Annotated in this window: 22 protein-coding genes and 1 other RNA gene; 1 reads left to right on the top strand and 22 read right to left on the bottom strand. The window is 62.4% G+C overall.

Going from position 1 to position 24,109, the window contains the following annotated elements; genetic code table 11:
* Positions 1-48: 48 nt before the first annotated feature.
* The 14 genes from CBW50_RS09575 to rnpB form a co-directional block, all read right to left on the bottom strand.
* A complete protein-coding gene (locus CBW50_RS09575) occupies positions 49-867 on the bottom strand; it encodes a cell division protein FtsQ/DivIB (protein WP_086145315.1) in 819 nt (272 codons plus the stop codon).
* 1 nt (position 868) lies between these two features.
* Complete coding sequence (locus CBW50_RS09570) at positions 869-1,837, bottom strand: D-alanine--D-alanine ligase (protein ID WP_086145314.1); 969 nt, start codon at positions 1,835-1,837, stop codon at positions 869-871.
* 1 nt (position 1,838) lies between these two features.
* Complete coding sequence (murC, locus tag CBW50_RS09565; protein ID WP_086145313.1) at positions 1,839-3,242, bottom strand: UDP-N-acetylmuramate--L-alanine ligase; 1,404 nt, start codon at positions 3,240-3,242, stop codon at positions 1,839-1,841.
* A 10-nt stretch (positions 3,243-3,252) separates the two neighbouring features.
* Positions 3,253-4,347: an undecaprenyldiphospho-muramoylpentapeptide beta-N-acetylglucosaminyltransferase gene (gene murG / locus CBW50_RS09560; RefSeq protein ID WP_086145312.1), complete on the bottom strand. Its 1,095-nt coding sequence runs from the start codon at positions 4,345-4,347 to the stop codon at positions 3,253-3,255.
* Positions 4,344-5,555: a putative lipid II flippase FtsW gene (gene ftsW, locus CBW50_RS09555; protein WP_086145311.1), complete on the bottom strand. Its 1,212-nt coding sequence runs from the start codon at positions 5,553-5,555 to the stop codon at positions 4,344-4,346. Before ftsW ends, murG begins: the two co-directional genes overlap by 4 nt.
* Complete coding sequence (murD, locus tag CBW50_RS09550; protein WP_086145310.1) at positions 5,555-7,123, bottom strand: UDP-N-acetylmuramoyl-L-alanine--D-glutamate ligase; 1,569 nt, start codon at positions 7,121-7,123, stop codon at positions 5,555-5,557. The genes ftsW and murD overlap by 1 nt, the downstream gene beginning before the upstream one ends.
* Positions 7,123-8,298 (bottom strand): phospho-N-acetylmuramoyl-pentapeptide-transferase, encoded by a 1,176-nt coding sequence (mraY, locus tag CBW50_RS09545; protein WP_034748886.1) that lies wholly within the window; start codon positions 8,296-8,298, stop codon positions 7,123-7,125. The genes murD and mraY overlap by 1 nt, the downstream gene beginning before the upstream one ends.
* Before the next feature lie 2 nt (positions 8,299-8,300).
* Positions 8,301-9,731: a UDP-N-acetylmuramoyl-tripeptide--D-alanyl-D-alanine ligase gene (gene murF / locus CBW50_RS09540; protein WP_086145309.1), complete on the bottom strand. Its 1,431-nt coding sequence runs from the start codon at positions 9,729-9,731 to the stop codon at positions 8,301-8,303.
* A complete protein-coding gene (locus CBW50_RS09535; protein WP_086145308.1) occupies positions 9,731-11,245 on the bottom strand; it encodes a UDP-N-acetylmuramoyl-L-alanyl-D-glutamate--2,6-diaminopimelate ligase in 1,515 nt (504 codons plus the stop codon). Before CBW50_RS09535 ends, murF begins: the two co-directional genes overlap by 1 nt.
* Positions 11,246-11,253: 8 nt before the next feature.
* Positions 11,254-13,032 (bottom strand): penicillin-binding protein 2, encoded by a 1,779-nt coding sequence (locus CBW50_RS09530; RefSeq protein WP_086145307.1) that lies wholly within the window; start codon positions 13,030-13,032, stop codon positions 11,254-11,256.
* The gene (ftsL, locus tag CBW50_RS09525) at positions 13,032-13,301 is read right to left on the bottom strand and encodes a cell division protein FtsL (protein WP_010394930.1); all 270 of its coding nucleotides are present in this window, start codon (positions 13,299-13,301) and stop codon (positions 13,032-13,034) included. The genes CBW50_RS09530 and ftsL overlap by 1 nt, the downstream gene beginning before the upstream one ends.
* A complete protein-coding gene (rsmH, locus tag CBW50_RS09520) occupies positions 13,298-14,275 on the bottom strand; it encodes a 16S rRNA (cytosine(1402)-N(4))-methyltransferase RsmH (protein WP_086145306.1) in 978 nt (325 codons plus the stop codon). Before rsmH ends, ftsL begins: the two co-directional genes overlap by 4 nt.
* A 9-nt stretch (positions 14,276-14,284) precedes the next feature.
* Complete coding sequence (gene mraZ, locus CBW50_RS09515) at positions 14,285-14,713, bottom strand: division/cell wall cluster transcriptional repressor MraZ (protein ID WP_086145305.1); 429 nt, start codon at positions 14,711-14,713, stop codon at positions 14,285-14,287.
* Between the two features lie 660 nt (positions 14,714-15,373).
* Positions 15,374-15,735: RNase P RNA component class A (gene rnpB / locus CBW50_RS09510), an RNA gene on the bottom strand.
* Between the two features lie 229 nt (positions 15,736-15,964).
* Between rnpB and CBW50_RS09505 the strand changes: the two genes are divergently transcribed.
* Positions 15,965-17,668: a thiamine pyrophosphate-binding protein gene (locus CBW50_RS09505; protein WP_086145304.1), complete on the top strand. Its 1,704-nt coding sequence runs from the start codon at positions 15,965-15,967 to the stop codon at positions 17,666-17,668.
* A gap of 71 nt (positions 17,669-17,739) precedes the next feature.
* On the opposite strand, the gene CBW50_RS09500 is transcribed toward CBW50_RS09505, so the two are convergent.
* The 8 genes from CBW50_RS09500 to CBW50_RS09470 all read right to left on the bottom strand — a co-directional run bounded on the left by CBW50_RS09500 (position 17,740) and on the right by CBW50_RS09470 (position 24,109).
* Entirely contained in the window at positions 17,740-18,294 is a 555-nt protein-coding gene (locus tag CBW50_RS09500) for a hypothetical protein (RefSeq protein WP_086145303.1), read from the bottom strand.
* A gap of 150 nt (positions 18,295-18,444) precedes the next feature.
* Positions 18,445-19,542, bottom strand: coding sequence for a porin (locus CBW50_RS09495; protein ID WP_086145302.1), 1,098 nt, complete (start codon positions 19,540-19,542; stop codon positions 18,445-18,447).
* Between the two features lie 120 nt (positions 19,543-19,662).
* Positions 19,663-19,944: a hypothetical protein gene (locus CBW50_RS28770; protein ID WP_139842456.1), complete on the bottom strand. Its 282-nt coding sequence runs from the start codon at positions 19,942-19,944 to the stop codon at positions 19,663-19,665.
* A 572-nt stretch (positions 19,945-20,516) separates the two neighbouring features.
* Complete coding sequence (locus CBW50_RS09490; RefSeq protein ID WP_226936240.1) at positions 20,517-20,975, bottom strand: nuclear transport factor 2 family protein; 459 nt, start codon at positions 20,973-20,975, stop codon at positions 20,517-20,519.
* A complete protein-coding gene (locus CBW50_RS09485; protein ID WP_086145300.1) occupies positions 20,972-21,739 on the bottom strand; it encodes an SDR family oxidoreductase in 768 nt (255 codons plus the stop codon). Before CBW50_RS09485 ends, CBW50_RS09490 begins: the two co-directional genes overlap by 4 nt.
* A complete protein-coding gene (locus CBW50_RS09480; RefSeq protein ID WP_226936242.1) occupies positions 21,736-22,296 on the bottom strand; it encodes a DUF3833 domain-containing protein in 561 nt (186 codons plus the stop codon). Before CBW50_RS09480 ends, CBW50_RS09485 begins: the two co-directional genes overlap by 4 nt.
* Positions 22,284-23,564 carry an MFS transporter gene (locus CBW50_RS09475; RefSeq protein ID WP_086145299.1) on the bottom strand — a complete coding sequence of 427 codons (1,281 nt, stop codon included), beginning with the start codon at positions 23,562-23,564 and terminating at the stop codon, positions 22,284-22,286. The genes CBW50_RS09480 and CBW50_RS09475 overlap by 13 nt, the downstream gene beginning before the upstream one ends.
* On the bottom strand, positions 23,561-24,109 hold the full coding sequence (locus tag CBW50_RS09470) for a chalcone isomerase family protein (RefSeq protein ID WP_086145298.1): 549 nt from the start codon (positions 24,107-24,109) through the stop codon (positions 23,561-23,563). Before CBW50_RS09470 ends, CBW50_RS09475 begins: the two co-directional genes overlap by 4 nt.

Genomic DNA, 24,109 nt, shown 5'->3' with positions numbered 1-24,109 from the left:
TCTTTCGCCTAGTTTTTTGGGCTATTAATTGATTAATTGATGATTCGGTCAAGTCGGTTTTTTAATCGGACTGCCATTTTTCTTCCTGATCGCTGGCGCCGGCCTGCCATCCTTGCCTTCGGCCGGTATTACCAGGCCGGCGGAGCTGAGCGCCAGGCCATTCTGATAGCGCATATCGATCGTGTCGATATTTTCCAGCCGGCTCGCCAGTTGCGGGTAGATGCCCACCAGCCGCTCGACCCGCGCCTTCAGTGTCGTATGATTCTGCTCGCGTCCCAGCGCCACGCTCATGCCGTTATCCAGTTTCACCGTCCACGCATAGCGGCTCGACAGCGACAGGGTTTCCGGCACCATCTTCAACGGCGCAAACCACTTTGCCAGCTGCACGTAGGTGGCCAGCACTTCCTTCTCGCTGCCATCGGGGCCGGCGAAAGCAGGCAATTCATGGTCGTCTTCAGCTTCGGCCACATTGGCCGTAAACACGTCGCCCTTGACCGACAGCAGGCGTCCATCCTCGCCCCAGGTACCCAGCGCCTCGTGTTCTTCCAGCGCCACGATCAGCTGGTTCGGCCACTCGCGGCGCACACTGGCGCGGCGCACCCAGGGCACCGATTCAAACACGCCGCGCACGCTTTCCAGGTTGGTCGTGAAAAAATTTCCCTTGATGCGGCCCTGCGTGCCGCTGCGCAGTGTCAGGTAATTCACATGGCGCAGGCCCTTGTCGTCCGCGCTTTCCACCTTGATCGTGCGCAGGTCGAACATGGGACGTTGCGACACCCACCAGACGCCGGCGGCCACGCACACGACCAGTACCGCGGCCAGCAAGCCGTTGGCAGTCGTATTGAGGCTTTTAGCGTCATGCCACATATCAGCGCTGTCCCTTGTGCATTTTCAGGCTTGCGCCGGAAACGATTTCCAGACACAGGTCTTCATAGCTGGTGCCTTCCGCGCGCGCCGCCATCGGTACGAGCGAGTGCCCCGTCATGCCCGGCGAGGTATTCACCTCCAGCAGGAACAGCTTGCTGTCGGCCGCGCGCATCAGCACATCCACACGTCCCCAGCCTTCGCAGCCGAGGGCGCGGTAAGCTTCCAGAGCGATGCGTTCCATCTCGGCCACGATCGCCTGGTCCAGCTGCGGCGGGCAGAAATACTGCGTATCGTCCGTGAAGTACTTGTTCTGATAGTCGTAATTGCCTTGCGGAGCGACGATTTCGATCGGCGGCAGCGCGCGCGCCGTGGCGCCTTTGCCCAGGATCGCGACGGTGAATTCGCGGCCCTTGATGAACTCCTCGGCCAGCACCGAATCATCCAGGCCGGCAGCGATATCGTAGGCGGCCTGGAAGTCCGATGCCTCGTTGACGGTCGTGATACCGATGCTTGAACCTTCGTGCGGCGGCTTGACGATCAGTGGCAAGCCCAGTTCCGCGGCGACCTTGGCCAGGTCGGAGCTGTCGTCCAGCACCGCATACTTCGGCGTCGGCAGCTGGTGCATCAGCCAGATCATCTTGGTGTAAACCTTGTCCATGCCGACCGAACAGGCCATCACGCCGCTGCCTGTGTAGGGAATGCCCAACTGTTCCAATGCGCCCTGCAGACTGCCGTCTTCGCCGAAGCGGCCGTGCAGCGCGATGAAGACGCGGTCAAATTTTTCTGCGGCCAGTTCGGCCAGGCTGCGTTCGCCCGTGTCGAAGCCATGCGCATCCACGCCATGGCTTTTCAGTGCGGCCAGAACGCCTGCACCGGACATCAGCGACACTTCGCGCTCGGCCGAGCGGCCGCCGAACAGGACGCCGACCTTGCCCAATTGTTTTACGTCGATAGCTGAAGCTTGGTTCACGTCAGGCCTTTACAGTGTTGGATTGATACGTTGTCAGTTGTTGCGGTATGCCGCTGATCGAGCCCGCGCCCATGGTCAGCACGACGTCGCCATCGCGCGCCACACTCATGATGGTATCGGCCATGTCGGTCATGGACTCGACGAAAATCGGTTCGATCTTGCCCCGCGCGCGCAGCGCATGCGCCAGTGCGCGGCCGTCGGCGGCGACGATAGGCGCCTCGCCCGCCGCATACACTTCGGACAAGAGCAGTACGTCGGGCGCACCGAGCACCTTGACGAAATCCTCGAACAGGTCGCGCGTGCGGCTGTAGCGGTGCGGCTGGAAAGCCAGCACCAGGCGGCGGCCAGGATAGGCAGCGCGCGCGGCGGCCAGGGTCACTTCCGTCTCCACCGGATGGTGGCCGAAATCGTCCACCAGAGCGAAGCTGCCGCCGTTCGGCAACGCCACATCGCCGTAGCGCGTAAAACGCCGGCCCACGCCGGAAAACTCGGCCAGGCCCTGCTGCGTGGCGCTGTCGGCAATACCGATTTCGCGCGCGATGGCGATCGCCGAGCAGGCATTCTGCACATTGTGCATGCCGGGCTGGTTCAGCACCACGTCGAGGTCGGGATAGCCTTCCTGCAGCACCGTGAAATGCATTTCCAGGCCCACGGCGCGCGCGTTGATGGCGCGCACTTGCGCATCTTCCGCAAAACCGTAGGTGGTGACGGGCTTGGTCACGAACGGGATGATGGCGCGCACGTGCGGATCATCGATGCACAGCATGGCACGGCCATAGAACGGCAAGCGGTGCGTGAACTGCACGAAGGCCTGCTTGAGCTTTTCGAAATCGTGCTCGTAGGTGTCCATGTGGTCGGCGTCGATGTTCGTGATCACTTCGATCATCGGGGTCAGATTCAGGAACGAGGCATCCGATTCGTCGGCTTCGGCTACCAGGTAGTCGCCAGAACCGAGCTTGGCGTTCGCTCCGGCGCTGGTCAGGCGTCCACCGATGACGAAAGTCGGGTCGAGACCTCCCTGCGCCAGCACGGAAGCGACCAGGCTGGTGGTGGTCGTCTTGCCGTGCGTGCCGGCGATGGCGATGCCGCGTTTCAAACGCATCAACTCACCGAGCATCACGGCGCGCGGCACCAGCGGAATCTTGCGCGCGCGCGCGGCCGCCACTTCCGGATTGTCTTGCGGGACGGCGCCAGACGTGACTACCGCATCGGCATCGCCGATGTTCTCGGCCGCGTGGCCGAGCATGACGGTCGCGCCCAGGCTCGCCAGGCGCTGCGTCGCCGCATTGCTGCCCAGGTCGGAGCCCGACACCTTGTAGCCGAGGTTGACCAGCACTTCGGCGATGCCGCTCATGCCGCTGCCGCCAATGCCGACAAAGTGGATATTGTTTACTTTATGCTTCACAGAGCTAACCTCATGCCAATTTTTCCAATACGTGTGCGATCGCCTCATTGGCGTCGCGCTTGCCTGCTGCCAGTGCCGCCTGCGCCATCTGCTGGCAGGTATCGCGACTCAGCGATGCCAGCAGTGCACTCAGCGACGCCGCACTCATTTCCGTCTGCGGCAGATGAATCGCCGCACCTTGTTTTTCCATCCATTGCGCGTTGTCGCGCTGGTGGCTGGTGGTCGACGCCACCAGCGGCACGAGCACGCTGGCCACACCAGCCGCCGTCAATTCCGACAGGGTGATCGCGCCTGCGCGGCAAATCACCAGGTCGGCCTCGGTATACGCCCTGGCCATGTCGTCGATGAAGTCGACCACGTTGGCCTGCACGCCCGCCTGCGCATACGCGGCGTGCAGGGCGTCGATATTCTTCTTGCCCGACTGGTGCGTCACCAGCGGACGTTCGCCCTCCGGCATCAGCGCCAGCGCGGCGGGCAGATTGTCATTCAGTGCTTTTGCGCCCAGGCTGCCGCCCACCACCAGGACGCGCAACGGGCCGCTGCGGCCCGCGAAACGGGGCGCCGGCGGCGCCATGGCCAGTATCTCTGCGCGCACGGGATTGCCCGTGACAACGGCCTTGCCGGCGGCACTGCCGAAATCGGCGGGAAAGCCGAAGCACACCTGCTGCGCCAGCGGCACCAGGGTCTTGTTCGACAACAGCAGCGCCGCGTCGGCATTGACCAGCACCAGCGGCACGCCCTTCAGGCGCGCCATCAGGCCGCCCGGCACGGTGACGTAGCCGCCCATGCCCATCACCACGTCCGGCTTGCGGCTGGCGATGAAACGACGGATGGCAAAGAAGCTGGCCAGCATCCTGAAGCCGCCCTGGATGGTGTGCCCCAGGCCCTTCCCGCGCATGCCGGAGAATGCAATGGCATCCATGGGAATGCCGCTTTTCGGCACCAGTTCCTGCTCCATGCCATGGGTCGTGCCCAGCCAGCTCACTTCCCAGCCGCGCGCGCGCATCGTCTGCGCAATCGCCAGGCCAGGGAAAATATGGCCGCCGGTGCCGGCCGCCATGATCATCAGTCGTTTATTCGTTTTCAAGTTCGTCGCGTTGTTCATAGCCGGCCTCCGCGCATCAGGATCCGGTTTTCGTAGTCGATGCGCAGCAAAATCGCCAGGCCGATACAATTAATCAGTACGCCCGTGCCGCCATAACTCATCAAAGGCAAAGTCAGGCCCTTGGTCGGCAGCAGGCCCAGGTTCACGCCCATGTTGATGAAGGTCTGCACGCCGATCCAGATGGCGATGCCCTTCGCCGTCAGCCCGGCAAAGGTTTGGTCGATGGCGATCGCCTGGCGGCCGATGTCGAACGCCCGCTTGATAATCCAGTAGAACATGCCGATCACAACCAAGACGCCCACCAGGCCCAGCTCCTCGCCGATCACGGCCAGCAAAAAGTCCGTATGCGCTTCGGGCAGGTAATGCAGTTTTTCCACGCTGCCGCCCAGACCCACGCCAAACAGCTCACCACGGCCGAAGGCGATCAGCGAGTGCGTCAGCTGATAGGCCTTGTTCAGCGCATTGTCTTCCTGCCAAGGATCGAGATACGCAAAAAACCGCTCGCGGCGGAATTTAGACAAGGCGATGATGGTGACAAAGATCGCCGTCAGCATGGCGCCGATGCCGCCGAACCAGATGGCGTTGACGCCGCCCAGGAACAGAATGCCCATGGCGATGCAGACGATCACGCCGAAAGCCCCCAGGTCGGGCTCCATCAGCAGCAGCAAGCCGACAAAACTGACGGCCAGCGCCATCGGCATGAAGCCCTTGGTCAGCTTGTGCATGTATTCCTGCTTGCGCACCGTGTAGTCGGCCGCGTACAGCACCATCACCACTTTCATCAGCTCGGACGGCTGCGGGCGCAGGCCAGGCAAGTTCAGCCAGCGGCGGCCGCCGTTGACAGATACGCCCAGACCCGGTATCAGCACCATCACCAGCAGCACCAGGGTGCCGATGAACAGCCACGGCGCCATCTTCTGCCAGGTGGCGATGCGGATGCGGAACACCAGCGCGCCGGCAATGACCGACACGCCGATGAACAACGCCTGGCGCACGACAAAATAATTGTTCGTATAGGCGGCAAATTTACGCGCATCGGACAGCGAAATCGACGCCGAATACACCATCACCATGCCCAACAGCATGAGCAGCAGGACCACCCACACCAGCGGCTGGTCGTACTCCATCATCTTCGACTGCCGCGCGCGGCCATCCAGCGGCTTGACAGCCGAGCCGGAACCGAAGCTGAAGGGCAGTTGAAAGGCCATCAGATATCCTGTCCGTTTTCCAGGGCGATATCGCGCACGGCGTCGACAAACACCTGCGCGCGGTGCGCATAGTTCTTGAACATGTCCAGACTGGCACATGCGGGCGACAGCAGCACGCAATCACCGGCCAGCGCCAGGCTGCTGGCACGCTGTACGGCTTCCGGCAAGGTAGCGCAATCGATGATATCCACGCCGGCCGGCTCGAGCGCCGCGCGCAAGGCTGGCGCGTCGCGCCCGATCAGCATCACGGCACGCACGTAGCGCGAGACCGGTTCAGCCAGCGGCGAGAAATCCTGGCCCTTGCCGTCGCCGCCTGCGATCAGCACCAGGCGCTGCTCCGCGCCGCCAAAGGCTTTGCCCAGCCCAAACAAGGCCGCCACGGTGGCGCCCACGTTCGTGCCCTTGCTGTCGTCGTAGTATTCGACTTCATTCACGGCCGTGATCAGCTCCACCCTGTGCGGCTCGCCCTGGTATTCGCGCAGGCCGTGCAGCAGCGGAGCGAATGGCAGGCCAATAGCCCGGCACAGGGCCAGCGCCGCCAGCGCATTCGAAGCATTGTGCTGGCCACGGATTTTCAGCGCATCAGCCGGCATCAGTTTTTTCGCCATCGTCGGCACCGGTTCCGGCGCCGGGTCGTTCTTTCTACGTTTTTTCTCGATCACTTCTTCGCTGGGCACCGCTTGCGCCAGCCAGAAGATGCCCCGTTCATTGACCAGGCCAAAGCTGTCGGCTTCCGCCGGCTCGCCCGTGCCGAAGGTAATCGTTTCGGTCAGCGGATCGGCCATGCGCATCACGGCCGCATCGTCGCGGTTCAGGATGCGTACGGTCTGGTCGCCGAAGATGCGCGCTTTGTCAGCGGCATAGGCAACCATGTCGCCATGCCAGTCCAGGTGGTCCTGCGACAGGTTCAAGACCGTGGCCGCATCGGCCTGCAGGCTGAACGTCGTATGCAGCTGGAAGCTGGACAGCTCGAGGATCCACGCCTGCGGCAGGGTACTGACGACGGATTCCGCCGCTGCCTCGCCTTCGGCGTCTGCTTCTGCGACAGGTTGCGGCGCAGGCTCGGCATCGAGCACTTCGCGCAGCACGTCCAGCGCGGCCGGACTGATATTGCCGGCCACGCGCGTGGCCAGGCCCGCGCGCTCGCACAGCAGCCCCACCAGGCTGGTCACAGTCGTCTTGCCATTCGTGCCCGTGATGGCGATGACTTTCGGCGCATAACCGCGTTCAGCCTTGAGCGCGGCCAGGGCCTGCGCGAACAGTTCGATCTCGCCCCACACAGGGATACTCTTTTCAGCAGCGGCAGGCGCAATCTGCGCCAGTTCGCGGCCCGGCGCCAGGCCAGGGCTGACGGCGACGAAATCGACGCCATCAAGCAGGTCGGCCGTGAACGCGCCGGCGATGAACTGCGCCTGCGGCACGGCGGCCTGCAGCGCGGCCAGGCGTTCAGGCGCCTCGCGCGTATCGGCCACGCGTACGGCAGCACCGCTGCGGGCCAGCCACAAGGCCATCGCCAGCCCCGATTCGCCGAGGCCCAGTACCAGTGCGGTTTTAGCGTCGTACATCATCAGCGCAGCTTCAAGGTGGTCAGGCCGAGCAGCACCAGCATCATGGTGATGATCCAGAAACGCACGACAACCTGCGTCTCCTTCCAGCCTTTTTGTTCAAAATGGTGATGCAATGGCGCCATCAGGAAGACGCGGCGGCCAGCGCCATAGCGCTTCTTGGTGTACTTGAACCAGACGACCTGGATGATCACGGACAGCGTTTCGACGACGAAGATGCCGCCCATGATGAACAGGACGATTTCCTGACGCACGATGACAGCGATGGTGCCCAGTGCGCCGCCCAGTGCCAGCGCGCCCACGTCGCCCATGAACACTTTCGCAGGGTGTGTGTTATACCAGAGGAAGGCCAGGCCGGAACCGGCCAGCGCGCCGCAGAAGATCACCAGTTCGCCGGCGCCAGGGATGTGCGGGATGAACAGGTAGCGCGCATACGTGGCGTTGCCCGTCAGGTAGGCGAACAGGCCCAGCGCCGTCCCCACCATCACGGTCGGCATGATGGCCAGGCCATCGAGACCGTCCGTGAAGTTGACGGCGTTACTGGTGCCGACGATGACGCAATAGGTCAGCGCAATGAAGCCCCACACGCCCAGCGGATAGCTGATGGTCTTGAAGAACGGGACGATCAGGTCGGCCTTGGGTGGCAGGTCCATGGCAAATCCGGACTGCACCCAGGCGTAGATCAGATTCCACACGTGGCCCGCGTCCGGTTCCGAGACGGAGACGGAAAACGCCAGGTAAAACGCGGCGACGATGCCGATCAGCGACTGCCAGAAGTATTTTTCGCGCGAGCGCATGCCTTCCGGATCCTGGTGCACCACCTTGCGGTAGTCGTCGGCCCAGCCGACGGCGCCAAAGCCCAGGGTGACGATCAAGACCGGCCAGATGAAGCGGTTCGACAGGTCGGCCCACAGCAAGGTGGAAATGCCGATGGCGATCAGGATCAGCACACCGCCCATGGTGGGCGTGCCGTGCTTTTTCAGGTGCGTTTGCGGGCCATCCGTACGCACGGCCTGGCCGACCTTCATGCGCGTGAGCATGCGGATCACGGCGGGACCGGCACACAGGCCAATCAGGATCGCCGTCAGGGTGGCAAAGACGGCGCGGAATGTGATGAAGTTAAAGACCCGCAGTGGGCCAATGTCGTCCTGGAAATAATGAGCGAGCCAGAGCAGCATGATTAGTGAGCTTCCTTGTTTTTGTTGTTTGAACCAATCAAATGCTGCACGGCCCGTTCCATCTTCATGAAGCGGGAGCCCTTGATTAATACTGTTGCATCCGAACGGCCGGACAGACGCGCATCGAGCGCCGCCAGCAAACCGTCGAACTGTTCAAAATACTCCACGACCGTGCCTGATTCCTGGCTGGCGGCTGCCTGCGCCGCATTCACCAGATGGCGCGCCAGGCCGCCCGTCGCCAGCACGTACTCAATGCCTTTGGCGGCGGCGTAGGCGCCGATCTCTTCGTGGAACTGCTGCCCCTGCGTGCCGACTTCGCCCATCTCGCCCAGCACCAGGATGCGCGGTGCCGCGGCCTGCGCCAGCACGTCGATGGCAGCGCGCACCGAATCCGGATTGGCGTTATACGTGTCGTCGATGATGGTGGCGCCGTTGGCGGCACGTTTTTTCTGCAGGCGGCCGTTCACGGGAGCGAACGTCTCCAGGCCCTGCTTGATATGTTCGATGGAAATGCCGGTGCCCACGGCGCATGCCGCCGCAGCCAGCGCATTGCGCACATTGTGTTCGCCTGCCGCCTGCAAGCCCACAAGGAACTGGCACAAGCCGCCGTCCTGCGCGCGCACGCTGACGAACATGTCGCTGCCAAAATCCTCGGCTGCGCGGTGCGTGCAGCTGACGTCCGCCTCTTTCGACAGGCCGAAAGTGATGACGGCGCGCGCGCCGGCCAACTCGCGCCACAGCGCCGTAAATTCATCGCCATACGGGAAGACGGCCACGCCGTCATCGGCCAGGGCCGCCAGCGCTGCGCCGTTCTCGCGCGCCACCGCTTCCACCGTATGCATGAATTCCTGATGCTCGCGCTGCGCGTTGTTGACCATCGCCAGGGTCGGCGCGGCAATCGCCGCCAGGCGCGCGATTTCGCCAGGATGATTCATGCCCATCTCGATGACGGCCGCCTTGTGCTGCTCGCTCAGGCGGAACAGGGTCAATGGCACGCCGATTTCGTTATTCAGGTTGCCGCGCGTGGCCAAACGGCCCTCTTCGCCAAAGGCCGCCGCCAGGATCGAGGAAATCATTTCCTTGACGGTAGTCTTGCCATTGCTGCCGGTGACGCCGATGACGGGTAGGCTGAAACGGCCGCGCCAGAAATTGGCGATGCGGCCCAGCGCGGCCAGGGTATCGGGCACCACGATGGCTGGCACCTCGGCGCTGTCCCAGCCTTCAGGCAGGCGCTCGACCACTACGGCGGCGACGCCGCTGGCAGCCACCTGCTCGAGGAAATCGTGGGCGTCGAAACTCTCGCCGCGCAGGGCGACGAACAGGGAACCGGCTGGGGCGCTGCGGCTGTCGGTGGAGACGCCGTCAAAAACGGCGTCGCCCGTCAGCTGCGCACCGTGCAGCACCTGCATCAGTTCTGTCAGGGTGCCGCGCATCAGTTCGTCCTCATCATGGTCAGGCGCGCGGACAGCGCCAGCTGCGCATGGTCGGCGTCGGAGAACGGCAGTTTCTTGCCCTTGATTTCCTGATACGGCTCATGGCCCTTGCCCGCCAACAGGATCACGTCCGGCTTGGCCGCGTGCTTGATGGCCGACAGGATGGCGGCGGCGCGGTCTTCGATGGCCTGCGGCTGCGGGCCATCGGCACGCATGCCGGCGACGATCTGCGCGATGATGGCGTGCGGGTCTTCGCTGCGCGGATTGTCGCTGGTGACGAGCACGTGGTCGGCCAATTGCGCGATGGCGCCCATCTGCGGACGCTTTCCCGGATCGCGGTCGCCGCCGCAGCCGAACACGCACCACAGCTGGCCGCCCCGTTCCTGCGCCACCTGGCGCAAGGCGGCCAAGGTTTTTTCCAGCGCGTCCGGCGTGTGCGCGTAATCGATGACGACCATCGGCGCTTCCTGGCCGCCCACCTGCTGCATGCGGCCCGGGGCCGGCTGCAAGGATTCGATGCCGTCGATGGCCGCGCGCAGGCCCGTGCCGTGCGCCAGGAGGGCGCCCAGCACGGCCAGCGCATTGCTGATATTGAAATGGCCGACCAGCTGCGTCTTCACCAAGGCCACGCCCAGCGGGCATTCCAGGTGGAAGTCGGTGCCGGCATTGCGGCTGCGGAACTGGCTCGCGCGCAGCATCAGCACGCCAGGCAGGTCAGGCAAAGCCAGCGCATCCTGCAAGGTATAGCCGATGACCGGGAATTCGCCGGCCAGCTTGCCCTCCACGTGGCGCGCCAGGCGCAAGCCCATGGCGTCGTCCAGGTTGATAACGGCCGTTTTCAGGCCCGGCCAGTCAAACAGTTTGACTTTCGCCGCCTTGTAGGCCGCCATGTCGCCGTGGTAATCGAGGTGGTCGCGCGTCAGGTTGGTAAACATCGCCACGTCGAAATGCATGCCGGCCGCGCGTTCCTGGTCCAGGCCGATCGACGACACCTCGATGGCGACGGCTTGCGCGCCGGCGTCGCGCATGACGGCGAGTTTTCGCGCCAGCAGCACGGCGTCCGGCGTGGTGTAGCCAGTCACGTCGAATTCGATCGCGCCGCGCGGCTTGCACAGGCCCACGCCCAGGGTACCGATGACGGACGAGGTCTTGCCGAGGCGCGCCAGCGCCTGCGCCAGCCACAGCGCGCAGGAAGTCTTGCCATTCGTGCCCGTCACCCCGGCGCTGAACATGGCGCTGTCGGGCAGGTCATAGAACGCATGCGCAACAGGGCCGGCCAGGTGCTTCAAGCCGGTCACGGCCAGGTGCGGCACGGTCCAGGCAGCGTCCCAGGAAAAGCCCGTATCGTCAAACACGATGGCCGCGGCGCCCTGCTCAACGGCGGCGCCGATGAAATGCGTGGCGCCCGCGTAGGCGAAAAACACGTCGCCGCGCTGCACGCGGCGCGAATCGGACGTCAGCTGCCCGGACGGGGCAGCCGTTTTGATCCACAAACTGATGTCTTGTATGGTCATGAGTGACTTCACATGGCCTCCGGACCGGCATTGGCCGGGACCACGATTTCGGTAACGGAGGAATCGGGCGGTACGTTCATCGCGCGCAGCGCGTTGGTCGCAATCGCCGCGAAAGCGGGAGCGGCAACCTGGCCGCCATAGTGTGCCGGGCCGGTAGGTTCATCAATCATCACGGCAATGATGAAGCGCGGCGCCGACATCGGCACCATGCCCACGAAAGAGCCGATGTATTTGCGCGGCATCGCGTAACGGCCGTTTTCCACCTTGTAGGCGGTACCCGTCTTGCCGCCCACGCGGTAGCCGGCGACCTGGGCGCGCTTGGCCGAGCCGTGCGCGCCGGAGACCACCAGTTCGAGCATGGCGCGCATGTCGGCGGCCGTCTTCGGCTTGATCACCTGCTGGCCCACGGGCAGTTCATTGACCTTCTGGAACGACAGGGGAATCGTGTCGCCGTCGCGCGCAAACATCATATAAGAACGCGCCAGCTGGATCAGCGACACGGAAATGCCGTTACCGTAGCTCATGGTCGCCTGCTCCACCGGGCGCCACGATTTATATGGACGCACGCGGCCCGCCACGGCGCCGGGGAAGCCCCATTTCGGCTGCTGGCCGAAGCCCACTTTGGTAAACATTTCCCACATTTCCTGCGACGGCATGCCCAGCGCGATTTTCGACGTGCCGATGTTCGACGACATTTCGATGATCTCGGAGACATTGATCACGCCGTGCGGTTTGGTGTCCGTAATCGTGCGGTCGGCGATGGTGTAGCGGCCCGGTCCCGTGTMGATCAGGGTGGTCGGCTTGACCCTGCCCGTGTCGAGCGCCAGCGAGACCGTAATCGGTTTCAGGGTCGAACCGGGCTCAAAAGTATCGGTCATGACGCGGTTGCGCAGCTGCTGGCCCGTGAGCTTGCGGCGGTCGTTCGGGTCGTAGCTGGGGTAATTGGCCAGGGCCAGCACCTCACCCGTGTGCACGTCGAGCACCACGGCGCCGCCGGCCTTGGCGTTGAATTTTTCCACCGCTTCCTTCAGCTGCGTGAAGGCGATGTACTGGATCTTGCTGTCGACGGACAGGGTCAGGTCCTTGCCGTCGTGCGGTTCGTGGATGAAGCCGATGTCTTCGACGATGTGGCCCAGGCGGTCCTTGATCACGCGGCGGCTGCCGGTGGTGCCGACAAGGGTTTTCTGCTGCGCCAGTTCCATGCTTTCCTGGCCCACGTCTTCCACGTTGGTAAAGCCCACCACGTGGGTCATCACTTCGCCCTGTGGATAAAAGCGTTTGTATTCCTTGCGCTCGTCGATGCCGTCGATGCCCAGCTTGGAAATCTTGTCGGCTACATCCATCTCGACCTGGCGTTTCAGGTACACGAAGCTGCGGTCCGAATCGAGCTTCTTGCGCAATTCGTTGACGTTCATTTCCAGCAGGCCGGCCAGCGCATTGATTTTCTCGGGCGACGCCTGCAGCACGTCGTCGGGAATGGCCCAGATGGCTTTCACAGGGACGGACGAAGCGAGCACCTGGCCATTGCGGTCGGTGATCTTGCCGCGCGTGGCCGGCAGTTCCAGCGTGCGCTCATAGCGCGCCTTGCCCTGCTTTTGCAAAAACTGCGTCGACACGCCCTGCAGCCACAGGGCGCGCGCACCCAGGCCGGCGAAAGCGAAGAACAGCAGGAACAGCACGACGCGCGAACGCCAGACGGGCAGACGCACTGCCAGTACGGGATTCTTCGAGAATGGCACGCCCTTCGACGCCGCCACCCGGCCATTGCTGTTACCGCCCAACTTCATTATTCGCCCTCCGTCAGGTATTGCGTGCGTGCCGCCGTCAGCGGCGTCATGCTCAGGTCGCGCCGTGCGATCGCTTCGATGCGTTCATGCTTGCCCAGCGTGGACTGGTCCAGCTGCAGCTGCGCCCAGTCGATGTCGAGCTGGCGCGACAGCGCTTGCGCGCGTTCCAGGTCGATCAGCAGGTGGCGCGACTGGTACTGCGCGTTCACCAGGGACAGGCCGCAGCACACCAGCAGGGCCGACAGCACGACACACAGCTTGCCAGTCATCGGGCGCCGCCATTTGCAGGGGCGGCCAGCGGCAGGCGCTGCGCCACGCGCATCACGGCCGAACGCGCACGGGGATTAGCCTCGATTTCGGCGTCGGACGGCTTCATTTTCGAAATCAGCTTCATTTCCGGCTGCGGCAAATCGACCGCGCGGATCGGCAGGCGGCGGTCAGGCTGCTCCACGTTCGCCTTCGAGGCGAAGAAGCGCTTGACCATGCGGTCTTCCAGCGAATGAAAACTGATCACGGCCATGCGCGCGCCGGGCGCCAGGCAGGCATATGCCTGGTTCAGACCGATCTCGAGGTCCTCGAGCTCTTTGTTAATGAAAATGCGTATGGCCTGAAAGGTGCGGGTAGCGGGGTCCTTACCCTTCTCGCGGGTCTTGACGGCGCCTGCCACGATGCCGGCAAGCTGTCGTGTGCTTGAAATTGGCTGGACTGCCCGGCCAGCAACAATCGCCTTTGCAATCTGAAAAGCAAACCGTTCTTCCCCATAATCGCGTATCACCTTTTCTAAATTCTGCTCGGTTTCCACGGCCAGCCACTCGGCCGCGGAAATGCCGCGCGTGGTATCCATGCGCATGTCCAGCGGTCCGTCGTTGCGGAAGCTGAAACCGCGCGCCGCATCGTCGACCTGCGGCGAAGAGATGCCCAGGTCGAGCAGGATGCCGTCCACCTGCTGCACGCCGCGCGCGGCCAGGCTGGCCGTCATGGTGGCGAAACTGTCATGGACGATTTCAAAGCGAGGGTCGCCGATCTGTTCGGCCGTGGCGATGGCCTGCAAATCCTTGTCGAAGCCGATCAGACGCGCGTCAAGCGCCAGGCGCGAGAGGATCAGGCGGCTATGGCCGCCGCGGCCAAACGTGCCGTCGACGTAAATGCCGTGCGCGCGCTCGCCCGTCAGGTCGAGCGCATCGACCGCTTCATCGAGCAGCACCGTGCGATGCTGAAATTCCGGCACCGTGAGTTGTGTCATTACGGAGCCTTAGAAAGAAAAATTGGAAAGTACATCGGGGGTGCCGGCATCGATCGCCTGCTGTTCTTGTTCGGCCAGTTTGGCGGCATCCCATATTTCAAAGTGGCTGCCCATGCCGATCATCATCACTTCGCGCGACAGCCCGACGGCGTTGCGCAATTCAGGAGAGATCAGCACGCGGCCAGCCGAATCCAGCTCGACGTCGCAGGCGTTGCCGAGGAAGATGCGCTGCCATGCGCGCGCCGACATGGGCCAGGTGGCGATTTGCTGGCGGTGGCTTTCCCACACGGGACGGGGGAAAAACAGCAGGCAACCATCAGGGTGTTTGGTCAGAGTCAAGCGGCCTTCGCATTGGATCGCCAGCGCGTCACGGTGCTTGGCAGGGATAGACATCCTGCCTTTGGCATCGAGATTGATTGCGGACGCGCCTTGAAACACGGAAGACCTTTTTGAGCTGGGGTTGCGACGCCTTGGCGTCACGCCGGGAGGGAAAATTTCCCACAAAAATACACTTTTTCACACAGTTGCCCACTTTAGAGTAAGCAAAGATAGTGGTCAAGCGGTTTCCGATTGGCAAAACAGGAATTTTATTAATGAAATTAAGGACTTAGCGCATATCGTTGAAGGAGTCTCAAATAAAAATATATCGATAAATTAGATACTTATGAAAGATAGTGAATGTGGTACCTCATCTGCACACATGTGTTTTCCTACCGTAAACATCGAAAAAAACGAAATCAGAAAATTGAATTTTTTACAGTTAGTTGACACATGACAATACTTTCGTCATCCAGACACAACAGCAATCAGTCACAGCAAAAGACTTGGTTTAAAGCAAAAAATCATCACCCATGGCGCGTATCGGCTCTGTTTTCCGGGGCTGACCTGACGCAGGAAAACTATTTTTGCAACGCAGCAATTAATTGTAAATGAGAAATTTTAACCAATTGTCCATCTTAGTTGTATATACAACTTTATCTTGATCGTTGCACTTTCAGAAACAAAAAAAGCCCCTTTGCGGGGGCTTTTGGGTCGTGCCGGCGATGCGAACAGCACCGCCGCCGAACACCCCCAGGCATGCCGGAGGGCAAAGAATTCAAGTGAAGCAGGCCGGTAGGCCGGATTTTGTTACGGCGCCTTCCCTTGCAGGTTGGCGCTATGACAGTCATTCCTCTAGGCGCCAGATTACTCGGGCGCTCAAGCTTTCTACCCGCACGCTCCGCGAGCAGCATCATCGCGTGCCTATTTGAAATTGCACCAGGTGGAGGTTACCGCGTTTCACCGTAACTTAATACGCTCGTCTCTGTGGCCCTATTCCTCGCCTTATACTCCCCCGGCATACAAGTACGCCGGGTCGGCTTTCGACGGACGGCCGTTAACCGTCACCCCGCTCTATGGAGTCCGGACCTTCCTCCCGCCAGCGCATTGCTGCGCCGGCCAGCGACTGTCTGGCCTGCTTCACCCGCCATTGTACCGCGCCGCAGCATGTTTCTGCAAAAATGCCGCTCCCGGGACGGCTGCGGCTCGCCGGCGCTCGCGCGCCGGGGGATTGTGTAATTCGGTGTCGCCATTTCAAAAGCCGGGCCAAATCGGCTCACATAGAATGGCGCAAGCTGCCTGCATACCCAGCGCATGCGCTTCGCTTGCCCGATTTTCTTTGCCACCCCACTAGAATATAAAGAGCCGAACATGACGCAACAACCCCGTACCGGCGGCCAGATCCTGGTCGATGCCCTGCACATCCACGGTGTCGACACCGCCTTTGGCGTGCCCGGCGAGAGCTACCTCGACGTGCTCGACGCCCTGCACGATTCAGGCATCCGCTTCATCATCAACCGCCAGGAGGGCGGCGCCGCCTTCATGGCCGAAGCCTACGGCAAGCTGACGGGCAAGCCCGGCATCTGCTTCGTCACGCGCGGACCAGGCGCCACCAACGCATCGATCGGCGTGCACACGGCCTACCAGGATTCGACCCCGATGATCCTGTTCATCGGCCAGGTGGGCAATGATTTCATCGACCGCGAAGCATTCCAGGAAATCGACTACCGCCGCATGTACGGCCAGATGGCCAAGTGGGTGGCGCAGATCGACCGCGCCGAGCGCATCCCCGAATACCTGGCGCGCGCCTTCCAGGTGGCCACCAGCGGCCGCCCCGGCCCGGTCGTGCTGGCCTTGCCGGAAGACATGCTTATCTCCCTGGCCACGGTGGCCGACACGCGCGCCTACCAAAGCGTGCAGGCGGCGCCATCCGATGCCCAAGTGCAACAGCTGCGCGCCATGCTGGCCGCCGCGCAGCAACCGCTGGTGTTGCTGGGCGGCACCACCTGGACGCCGCAGGCCTGCGCCGACCTGCAACAATTTGCCGAAGCGAATCACTTGCCCGTCGCCTGCGCCTTCCGCTTCCAGGATTTGCTCGACAATGCCCACCCGAACTACGTCGGCGACGTCGGCATCGGCATCAACCCGAAACTGGCCGCGCGCGTGAAAAATGCCGACCTGGTCATCGCCATCGGCCCGCGCCTGGGCGAAATGACGACGGGCGGCTACACCCTGTTCGACGCGCCCGTGCCACGCCAGCGCCTGGTGCACATCCATACGGATGCTGAGGAACTGGGCAGCGTTTACCAAGCCGAGCTGATGATCAACAGCGGCATGCCGCAGGCCTGCGCCATGCTGGCCGCCATGCCCCCCGTCGACGCTTCCGCATGGAAACATACACCGGCCGAAGCCAGGGCCGAGCTGGCCGCTTATCAGCAGCGTCCGCCCATCTTCCAGGACGGCAAGGCGCCGCTGGACCTGTGGCAAGTAACGCAGGACATCATGGCGCAGGCGCCCCTGGATACCATCCTGACGAACGGCGCCGGCAATTACGCCTCGTGGGCGCACCGCTTCTACCGCTACGGCGGCATGCGCACCCAACTGGCGCCGACGAACGGCGCCATGGGCTATGGCGTGCCGTCCGGCGTGGCGGCCAAGATCGTGCACCCGGAACGCACCGTCATCACCTTTGCCGGCGACGGCGAATACATGATGAATGGCCAGGAACTGGCCACGGCCGTGCAATACCAGGCGGGCGTGGTCATCATCGTCTTCAATAACCAGATGTTCGGCACCATCCGCATGCACCAGGAACGCGACTATCCGGGCCGCGTCTCGGGCACGACCCTGCACAACCCGGACTTTGCGGCGCTGGCGCAAGCGTATGGCGCGCATGGCGAAGTGGTGAATACAACAGAAGAGTTCGCCCCAGCCCTGCAGCGGGCGCTGGCGCACGCCAGGGCGCATAGCTTGCCGGCCCTGATCGAACTGCGCTATGACGGCAACCTGATCACGCCGAACGCGACACTCGCCACCATCCGCGCGCATGCGGAAAAGGCGCAAGCGGCAACATAAGCCACTTGCAAGGCTGAAAATGGCAAGGCCCGGTCGATACCGGGCCTTTTTTATTTCAAAGCGACAACAAATTACGCAGCAGCGGGCGTGGGTGAGTGCTCCTGCATCGGCTCGGCAGGCGCCGCCTCGGCCGGTGCCTGCGGCATGGGCGGGCATGGCGTGCAATTTTTCAATGGACGGCCAAAATCGCGCACGCGGCTCAGCTTCATCGGCATGCGCACATTGCCGCCGCAGTAATCGCCTTCCAGGGTCAGGGTTTGCCCGTCTTTGGAAAACTTGCCGACGATGGTACGTTCCTCGCCGTCGGCGCCGGCAATGGTGAAGTCGAAGGCGCCCGTGGCGGCGTCCAGGTTGACGTCGTTGGCCACGATGGGCCAGCTCAGGGCGCCGGCCGTGAATTCATAGATGACGGAATCGGCTTCGGCAAAGCGGTGCAGGGTCACGCGCTGGCCGCCGATTTCGCCGCTGTCCTTTTGCAGGCACAGGTCCGAGTAGACGGCCACGCCGTAGCGCTCGAGTCCGGCCGGCTTCTTGCCCTTGGCCGCGGCAAACGCGGCACCCGTGGCGCTGGCGAGCACCAGGGCGGCCAGCATGGCGGCCAGGCGCGGCGATGTGTATGGATACATGGCATTCCTTTACTGTAGTGACGGCAACATTATAACTGCGCCGCCCATGCAAAAACGCGCCGCCAGGACTAGCCTGGAGACGCGTTTTCTTGCTTAAAGACATCCCCGAAGGGATGCCTGCAGCGGTACTAAGCTTCGCTTGCGCGAATATTAGAACGAGTGACGAACACCAACGTTGAAGGCTTTGTCGCCCGTACCAACATTGCTGTTGTTACCAACGGTGTAGCCTGCGCCGTTTTTGTTCTTGATTTTAGCGTACGAAGCGTAGGTGCTGGTGCGCTTCGACAGAGCGTACGAGTAGCCCACTGCCCATTGATCAGCATCAGCGTTCGTGGAAGCTTTGTCGTTCGTGCGGATGAACGAAGCCATGACGGTGCCAGCTGGGCCGACAGGTACGGTTGCGCCAACCAGGATGTTGTTGCTGTCGTTGCTGTAAGCAGCCGTGTTGTAGTTGAACGAGTTGACAGTCGAGAACGTGCCGTCAGCGTTTTCCTTGGCGTTGTTAGCTACAGCGCTGTTGTTACCTTTATTGGAACCGTATGCGATGTAAGCTTTAGCAACTGCGAAGTCGTAGTTAGCTGCAGCCAACCAGTTACGTGCGCTACCAGCTTCGGTGGTTGCGGTGTCGTTGCTGGTGGTGTTGTAAGCCAGACGTGCGTTCAGAGGACCGTTCGAGTAGCCAACCGACGCGCCGATTTGACGGCCGATTTTGTTCGACTCAGCTTTTTCGCCGAAGGTGTAAGCCACGTCAGCGTCAAAGCCGTTGAAGTTTGGCGAGGTGTACAGCACGGTGTTGCTGGTGCGGGTCAGTGCTTTCGATGGGAACAGGTTCTTGGCGGAACCAGCGTAGCCCACTGCGAATGGATCAGCAACTTTCGACAGGGTGTTGTACCAAGGGGTGTATTGACGACCCAGGGTCAGGGTACCAGCCGTTTTGCTGCTCAGACCTACGTACGATTGACGACCGAACAGGGCTTCGTTTTTACCTTGCGAGCCGGTGTCAACGCCGAAACCAGCTTCCAGAACGAACAGAGCCGACAGGCCGCTGCCCAGATCTTCGGTGCCTTTGAAGCCCAGACGGGAAGCCGAAGCAACGCCGCTGTCCAGTTTGTTAACGTTGCCGTTAACGCCGCCGCGCTCGCTGACGAAACCTGCGTCAACGGTACCGTAGATGACAACGCTCGATTGAGCTTGGGCTACGCCGGTGGCTGCTGCCAGAACTGCCAGGGTGATCAGAGTTTTTTTCATTGCGATTTCCTTTAATTTTGAAGCAAAAAGTAATACAGCCTATGCATCTCGAGCTGCGCTCTAACAGAGCGCTTTTTATGAGTGAGGGCAAGGTCTCCACCTGCCACATTGCTGTTCCGGTCAGAGGAACAATTCATATCGGTATCGGCACGCTATTGCACCGATAAGCTTGAAGGCTGCAGAACGACCGTATTTTCGTGCGCCGGTTCGGTGCTCAAAAGGCACCGGAAGCGGCACTATAACGACCGTTTCACATTCCATCAAGTTCCAACATGTTACTTCCGGTACCAGGCCGAGTGCTTTTTCAGGCATCCCGGCCATCGCCAACCGTACTGCGCGATAGAGCCAGTGCCCCTTGCCAACCAATGCATTGGCCTGATTGACCATTCCATCATAGCGCATGCCTAGTCGACATCCGTTGTATTAGTGCAACAGTATCAGGCGCATGATTAAAACGGCAACATGCTTCACCCATCATTTGCCCTCCACGACTTACACGACAAAGCGTGCAATTTGTAAGGTGATAATGGATAAACGGGACGAAGCATACACGGCATCGCCAATGTTTGCTGCCGGAGGTCCGAAAACGGGAAATAATGCGCGCCATTTTGGTGCGTTGCCGCATTATTCAGGGGCGTAGGCGCATATTTCGACGTCAGAGCAAGCACCGAAAAAATAGTCAGAGTACCAACACAATTACTGACTTTTCGGTAATTTAAATTGCTCACATAGAAATGTTTTCCTGTTCTTCCGGCACCGCCGCCAGGTACCCGCCTGGAATGGATGAGGACGACTCTTGCTTGCAAATTCCGCATCAATTGAAACAATTTCTTACAATGTTGCCTTCTAAATATTTCTACATATTTGTTGCAAATAAACGACATTTTGATCGAAATCAAGTTTTTCCAAGCGCCCTTGCGCAGTATTTTCTTTTTCTTTTGAGTAAATTTTGCTTAAAAACGGAAAAGCCGACGCTAGCGCCGGCCCGCGCGCTTGAGCACGCGCATGACGCAGCCCAGCAAAGGCAGCTTTTCATACAATTCCTCAGCCACATCCCAGTAATCGCGGTGCGATACCACCCGTCCCTGTGCATCGAAACGCACGTGCGTGGCGCCACGGATACATTGCTCTCCCGCCACCCGGCGTTTCAGGCGAAAACGGAATTCCCAGGTAAGAAACGCCTGCTCGCCCTGCCCCATGCGGTCGAGCACGATGAAACGGGGCGCATCGACCTGCACGAACATGTGCTCGAAGATGGCCAGGATGGCCGCATGGCCAGCCACCTCGTTGAACGGGTCCTTAAAACTGGCGTGCGGCGCATACACGGCGCCCAGCTGGGCCAGGCTTTCCAGGCTCAGGTGTTCGTAAAACGCCACCAGGCGCGCCAGCGCGCACTCCACGTCCGCCATCTGCTGCATATCTGCTCCAGTCATAAGCCGGTCACCTTGCGGATCAGCCAGAAATAGGCGCGGTAGGGCAAGAGCCGCGCCAGCCGCAGGACATTCGTAAAGCGTTTCGGAAAGTGGATATGAAACTGCCCCCGCTCCATGCCGTCGAGCATGGCTGCGGCCGCGTCCTGCGCCGTCATCAGGGCCGGCATCTTGAAATCGTTGCCTGCCGTCAAAGGCGTGGCGACAAAACCAGGGTTGATTTGATACACGTCAATTCCGCGCCCATGCAGATCCAGATACAGCGATTCCGTCAGGTTGATCAGCGCCGCCTTGCTGGCGCCATACGCGAGCGCCTTCGGCAAGCCGCCATAGCCGGCCACCGAGGCAACGATGCCGATGCCGCCCCGGCCCTGGCGCAACAACCACGGCAGGGCCTGGTCCAGGCAATTGAAGACGCCGCCCACATTCAGGGCCAGCAAGCCTTGTGCCGCTTCCAGGTCGAAAGCGTCGGCGCGCATGGCCTGATAGCCGCCCGCCACTACCAGTATCAGGTCGATGTGCGGCCACAACTGCATCAGTGCGGCGCACACGGCGCGCACCTGCGCATGCTGGGTGATGTCGAGCGGCAAGGCCAGCGCCAGCGGCTGCTCCTGGCATAGCTGCTCCAGGCTGGCGCGGTGGCGGGCCGACAAGGCCACGCTGGCACCCTGCTGCAACAGCTGGGTGGCGCAGGCTGCGCCGATGCCGCTGGAAGCGCCGATGATCCACACGCGCTTGCCGGCCCAGCTGGCAATCTTGCGATTCATGGCGCCGCCTGAGGACGCTTGCTGAAGGACAAGGTCACGGCGCCCAGGCTGAAACCGAACTTGCTCATGGCGGCGCGGTTGAGCATGACCTTGTCATCCATTAAAAACATCCAGTCCTCGAAGTCCACGTGATACACCGTGCCGTCGACAGGCAAGGCCAGCACGTATTGCCAGCGCAAGGCATTGCCGGCCACCTCGCCGACGGCTTGCCCGATCACATCGGGCGCCGTGCCGATGAAGCGCCCGGGCGCCGTCTTGCGCAGGGTCCACACGCGCCGCTGGCGGCTGCCGTCCGCATACGTGAAATCCTCGTCCAGGGTGCCGGTGTCACCGTGCCAGTTGGCGCGCAGCACCACCGTGAAACGTTTCACCACCCTGCCGGAGCGGTCCTGGAAGATGCCGTGCGCGTCGAGCGTGCCGTTGAAATACTGCTGCACGTCCAGTTTCGGCAATTCCTGCGCATATGTGGCAGGCAGGGGCGGCGTGGAACAGGCGGCCAGCGCCAGCAGCAAGGCCGCCAGCGGCAGGCGGTGTTTCCAGTTGTTCATGAGGCGCATGGCATCTTCTCCCGGTGATCGCTATATATATGTTGCAAGGGCGCGCGCCACAGCAGCAGCGCCGCCAGCAGCTTCAGGGCGCAGGGCAGCAAGGCGTAGGCGGCGGACAAGGCCGGCAAGCCGCCGTTGCCGCCTGGCACATAGCCGAGCCAGGCCAGCAGGGGCAAGGCGATGCCGGCCGCCAACGCCAGGCTCATCTGCACGCCCCAGTTCCACCAGCCGAAATACGCGGCCTCATGCCCGCCCGCCTGGCCGGCGGCGCCGATCAGCGCTGCCAGCAGGGCCGGCGGCAAGGCCAGGTCGGCGCCCAGGGCCAGGCCCGACAGCAGGCAGATACTGGCAAAGCCCCAGGCGGCGCCCGCGCCGAGGCCATACGCCCAGACGAAGACGGTGGCCGCCAGCAGCATGGCGCCGGCCCAGGCGCGCGCTTCGCCAAAACGGCGGGCCAGCACCACCCATGCGGGCATGGAAGCGGCCGCCGCGCAAAAGTAGACGCTCAGGAAAGCGCCCGCGTCATGCCCGAGGCGCAAGTAATCGCCGGCAAAAAACAGGAACAGGGTGGCGGGAATGGCCGCCGCCACGCCGTTGATGAGCAAAATGGCAAACAGCCAGCGAAACGCGCGCTGGCGAAATGGCAGCTGCCAGCCGCCACGGGACGCTGCCAGCGTGACGCCGGACGCTGCCGGACGCGGGGCGCGCGCCAGCAGCAAGGCGCCCGCCGCCAGCAGGCAGACGGCAAAGGCCAGCGACAAGCCGTCATAGCCGAGCACGGCTGTCAGTCCCGCCGCCAGGATCACGCCCGTCAACCCGCATGCCTCGCGCACGGCCGTCACGCGCGCACGCAGGCCCGGCGCCTGGCTCAGGGCCGCGCCCCAGCTCTGGTGGGCGATGCTGGCCAGGCCGAACGCCGCATACACAAGCAGCAAGGCAGCCAGGAACCAGGCCAGCGTAGCCGCGGGCGACAGGGACGGCGGATGGAACAGGGCGCCAAAGCCCAGCAGCAGCAAGGGCAGCGACGCGCCGACCAGCATGGCATAGCTGCGCCCGCCGCGCGCCATCCAGGCGCCCAGGGCCGGGTCGATGAAGGCGGCGGCGATGCGGGCCGCCAGCAGCACGGCGCCGATTTGCGCCAGGTCAAGACTGCTGCGCTGCGCATAAAACGGCGCCACATATATATAGATGGGCAGCGCCAGCATGGCCAGCGGCAAGCCGAACAGGCCATAGCTGAACAAGGCTGGCAAGGTCAGCGTGCCGGCAGCGGCGTTCATGGCAGCGGGGCCGCGTTCTGCAGCAAGGCGCTGCGCAGCTTCGGCGCCGTCGACTCGGGCGACAGCCAGATGGCAAAAAAGGCGCGCGCAAAGTCGCCGTCCGGCACGTCGGCCAGCACCTGGCCATCGAGATAAAAGCGCACGCCGGGGGCGGCGCCGGCCCGGTAGGCGCCCGCGATGCGCTGGCCTTCCTTGACGTCAGGAAAGATGCGTCGCATGGCGTCCAGCCACGCCAGACGCTGCGCTTGCGTGCCCGCGCCGATTTTCCGCATCTGTTCATAACTGGCCTCGGCGATCTTCCTGCCGTCGAGCGCACGCGCGTAGCGCAATTCCAATACAAACGGCGCCGTGGCGGACGCCGCGCCCTGGTAGCCGAACGGCCCCACCCATAGTTGTGCCTGATAAATGCGCATGCCGAACCACGTATAGTCGCCTTCGCCCGCCAGGCGGGCTGCGGGCACGTCGGCAGCGACAAAGCCTGGCGGCGCGGCCAGGGCGCAGGACATGGCCAACGACAACACGACAATGGCAAGCAAGCGGCCCAT

Origin of the sequence: Janthinobacterium sp. GW458P (assembly GCF_002127585.1) — a bacterium.
In the GTDB taxonomy this organism is placed as follows: domain Bacteria; phylum Pseudomonadota; class Gammaproteobacteria; order Burkholderiales; family Burkholderiaceae_D; genus Janthinobacterium.
This window is presented reverse-complemented; position numbering and strand designations above follow the sequence as displayed.

Excerpts from the sequence above, each read along its gene's own strand:
- CBW50_RS09575 (WP_086145315.1), bottom strand. The coding sequence starts at position 867 with ATGTGGCATGACGCTAAAAGCCTCAATACGACTGCCAACGGCTTGCTG.
- murG (WP_086145312.1), bottom strand. The coding sequence starts at position 4,347 with ATGAACAACGCGACGAACTTGAAAACGAATAAACGACTGATGATCATG.
- ftsW (WP_086145311.1), bottom strand. The coding sequence starts at position 5,555 with ATGGCCTTTCAACTGCCCTTCAGCTTCGGTTCCGGCTCGGCTGTCAAG.
- murD (WP_086145310.1), bottom strand. The coding sequence starts at position 7,123 with ATGATGTACGACGCTAAAACCGCACTGGTACTGGGCCTCGGCGAATCG.
- mraY (WP_034748886.1), bottom strand. The coding sequence starts at position 8,298 with ATGCTGCTCTGGCTCGCTCATTATTTCCAGGACGACATTGGCCCACTG.
- murF (WP_086145309.1), bottom strand. The coding sequence starts at position 9,731 with ATGCGCGGCACCCTGACAGAACTGATGCAGGTGCTGCACGGTGCGCAG.
- CBW50_RS09535 (WP_086145308.1), bottom strand. The coding sequence starts at position 11,245 with ATGACCATACAAGACATCAGTTTGTGGATCAAAACGGCTGCCCCGTCC.
- ftsL (WP_010394930.1), bottom strand. The coding sequence starts at position 13,301 with ATGACTGGCAAGCTGTGTGTCGTGCTGTCGGCCCTGCTGGTGTGCTGC.
- rsmH (WP_086145306.1), bottom strand. The coding sequence starts at position 14,275 with ATGACACAACTCACGGTGCCGGAATTTCAGCATCGCACGGTGCTGCTC.
- CBW50_RS09505 (WP_086145304.1), top strand. The coding sequence starts at position 15,965 with ATGACGCAACAACCCCGTACCGGCGGCCAGATCCTGGTCGATGCCCTG.
- CBW50_RS09500 (WP_086145303.1), bottom strand. The coding sequence starts at position 18,294 with ATGTATCCATACACATCGCCGCGCCTGGCCGCCATGCTGGCCGCCCTG.
- CBW50_RS09495 (WP_086145302.1), bottom strand. The coding sequence starts at position 19,542 with ATGAAAAAAACTCTGATCACCCTGGCAGTTCTGGCAGCAGCCACCGGC.
- CBW50_RS28770 (WP_139842456.1), bottom strand. The coding sequence starts at position 19,944 with ATGCGCTATGATGGAATGGTCAATCAGGCCAATGCATTGGTTGGCAAG.
- CBW50_RS09490 (WP_226936240.1), bottom strand. The coding sequence starts at position 20,975 with ATGACTGGAGCAGATATGCAGCAGATGGCGGACGTGGAGTGCGCGCTG.
- CBW50_RS09485 (WP_086145300.1), bottom strand. The coding sequence starts at position 21,739 with ATGAATCGCAAGATTGCCAGCTGGGCCGGCAAGCGCGTGTGGATCATC.
- CBW50_RS09480 (WP_226936242.1), bottom strand. The coding sequence starts at position 22,296 with ATGCGCCTCATGAACAACTGGAAACACCGCCTGCCGCTGGCGGCCTTG.
- CBW50_RS09475 (WP_086145299.1), bottom strand. The coding sequence starts at position 23,564 with ATGAACGCCGCTGCCGGCACGCTGACCTTGCCAGCCTTGTTCAGCTAT.
- CBW50_RS09470 (WP_086145298.1), bottom strand. The coding sequence starts at position 24,109 with ATGGGCCGCTTGCTTGCCATTGTCGTGTTGTCGTTGGCCATGTCCTGC.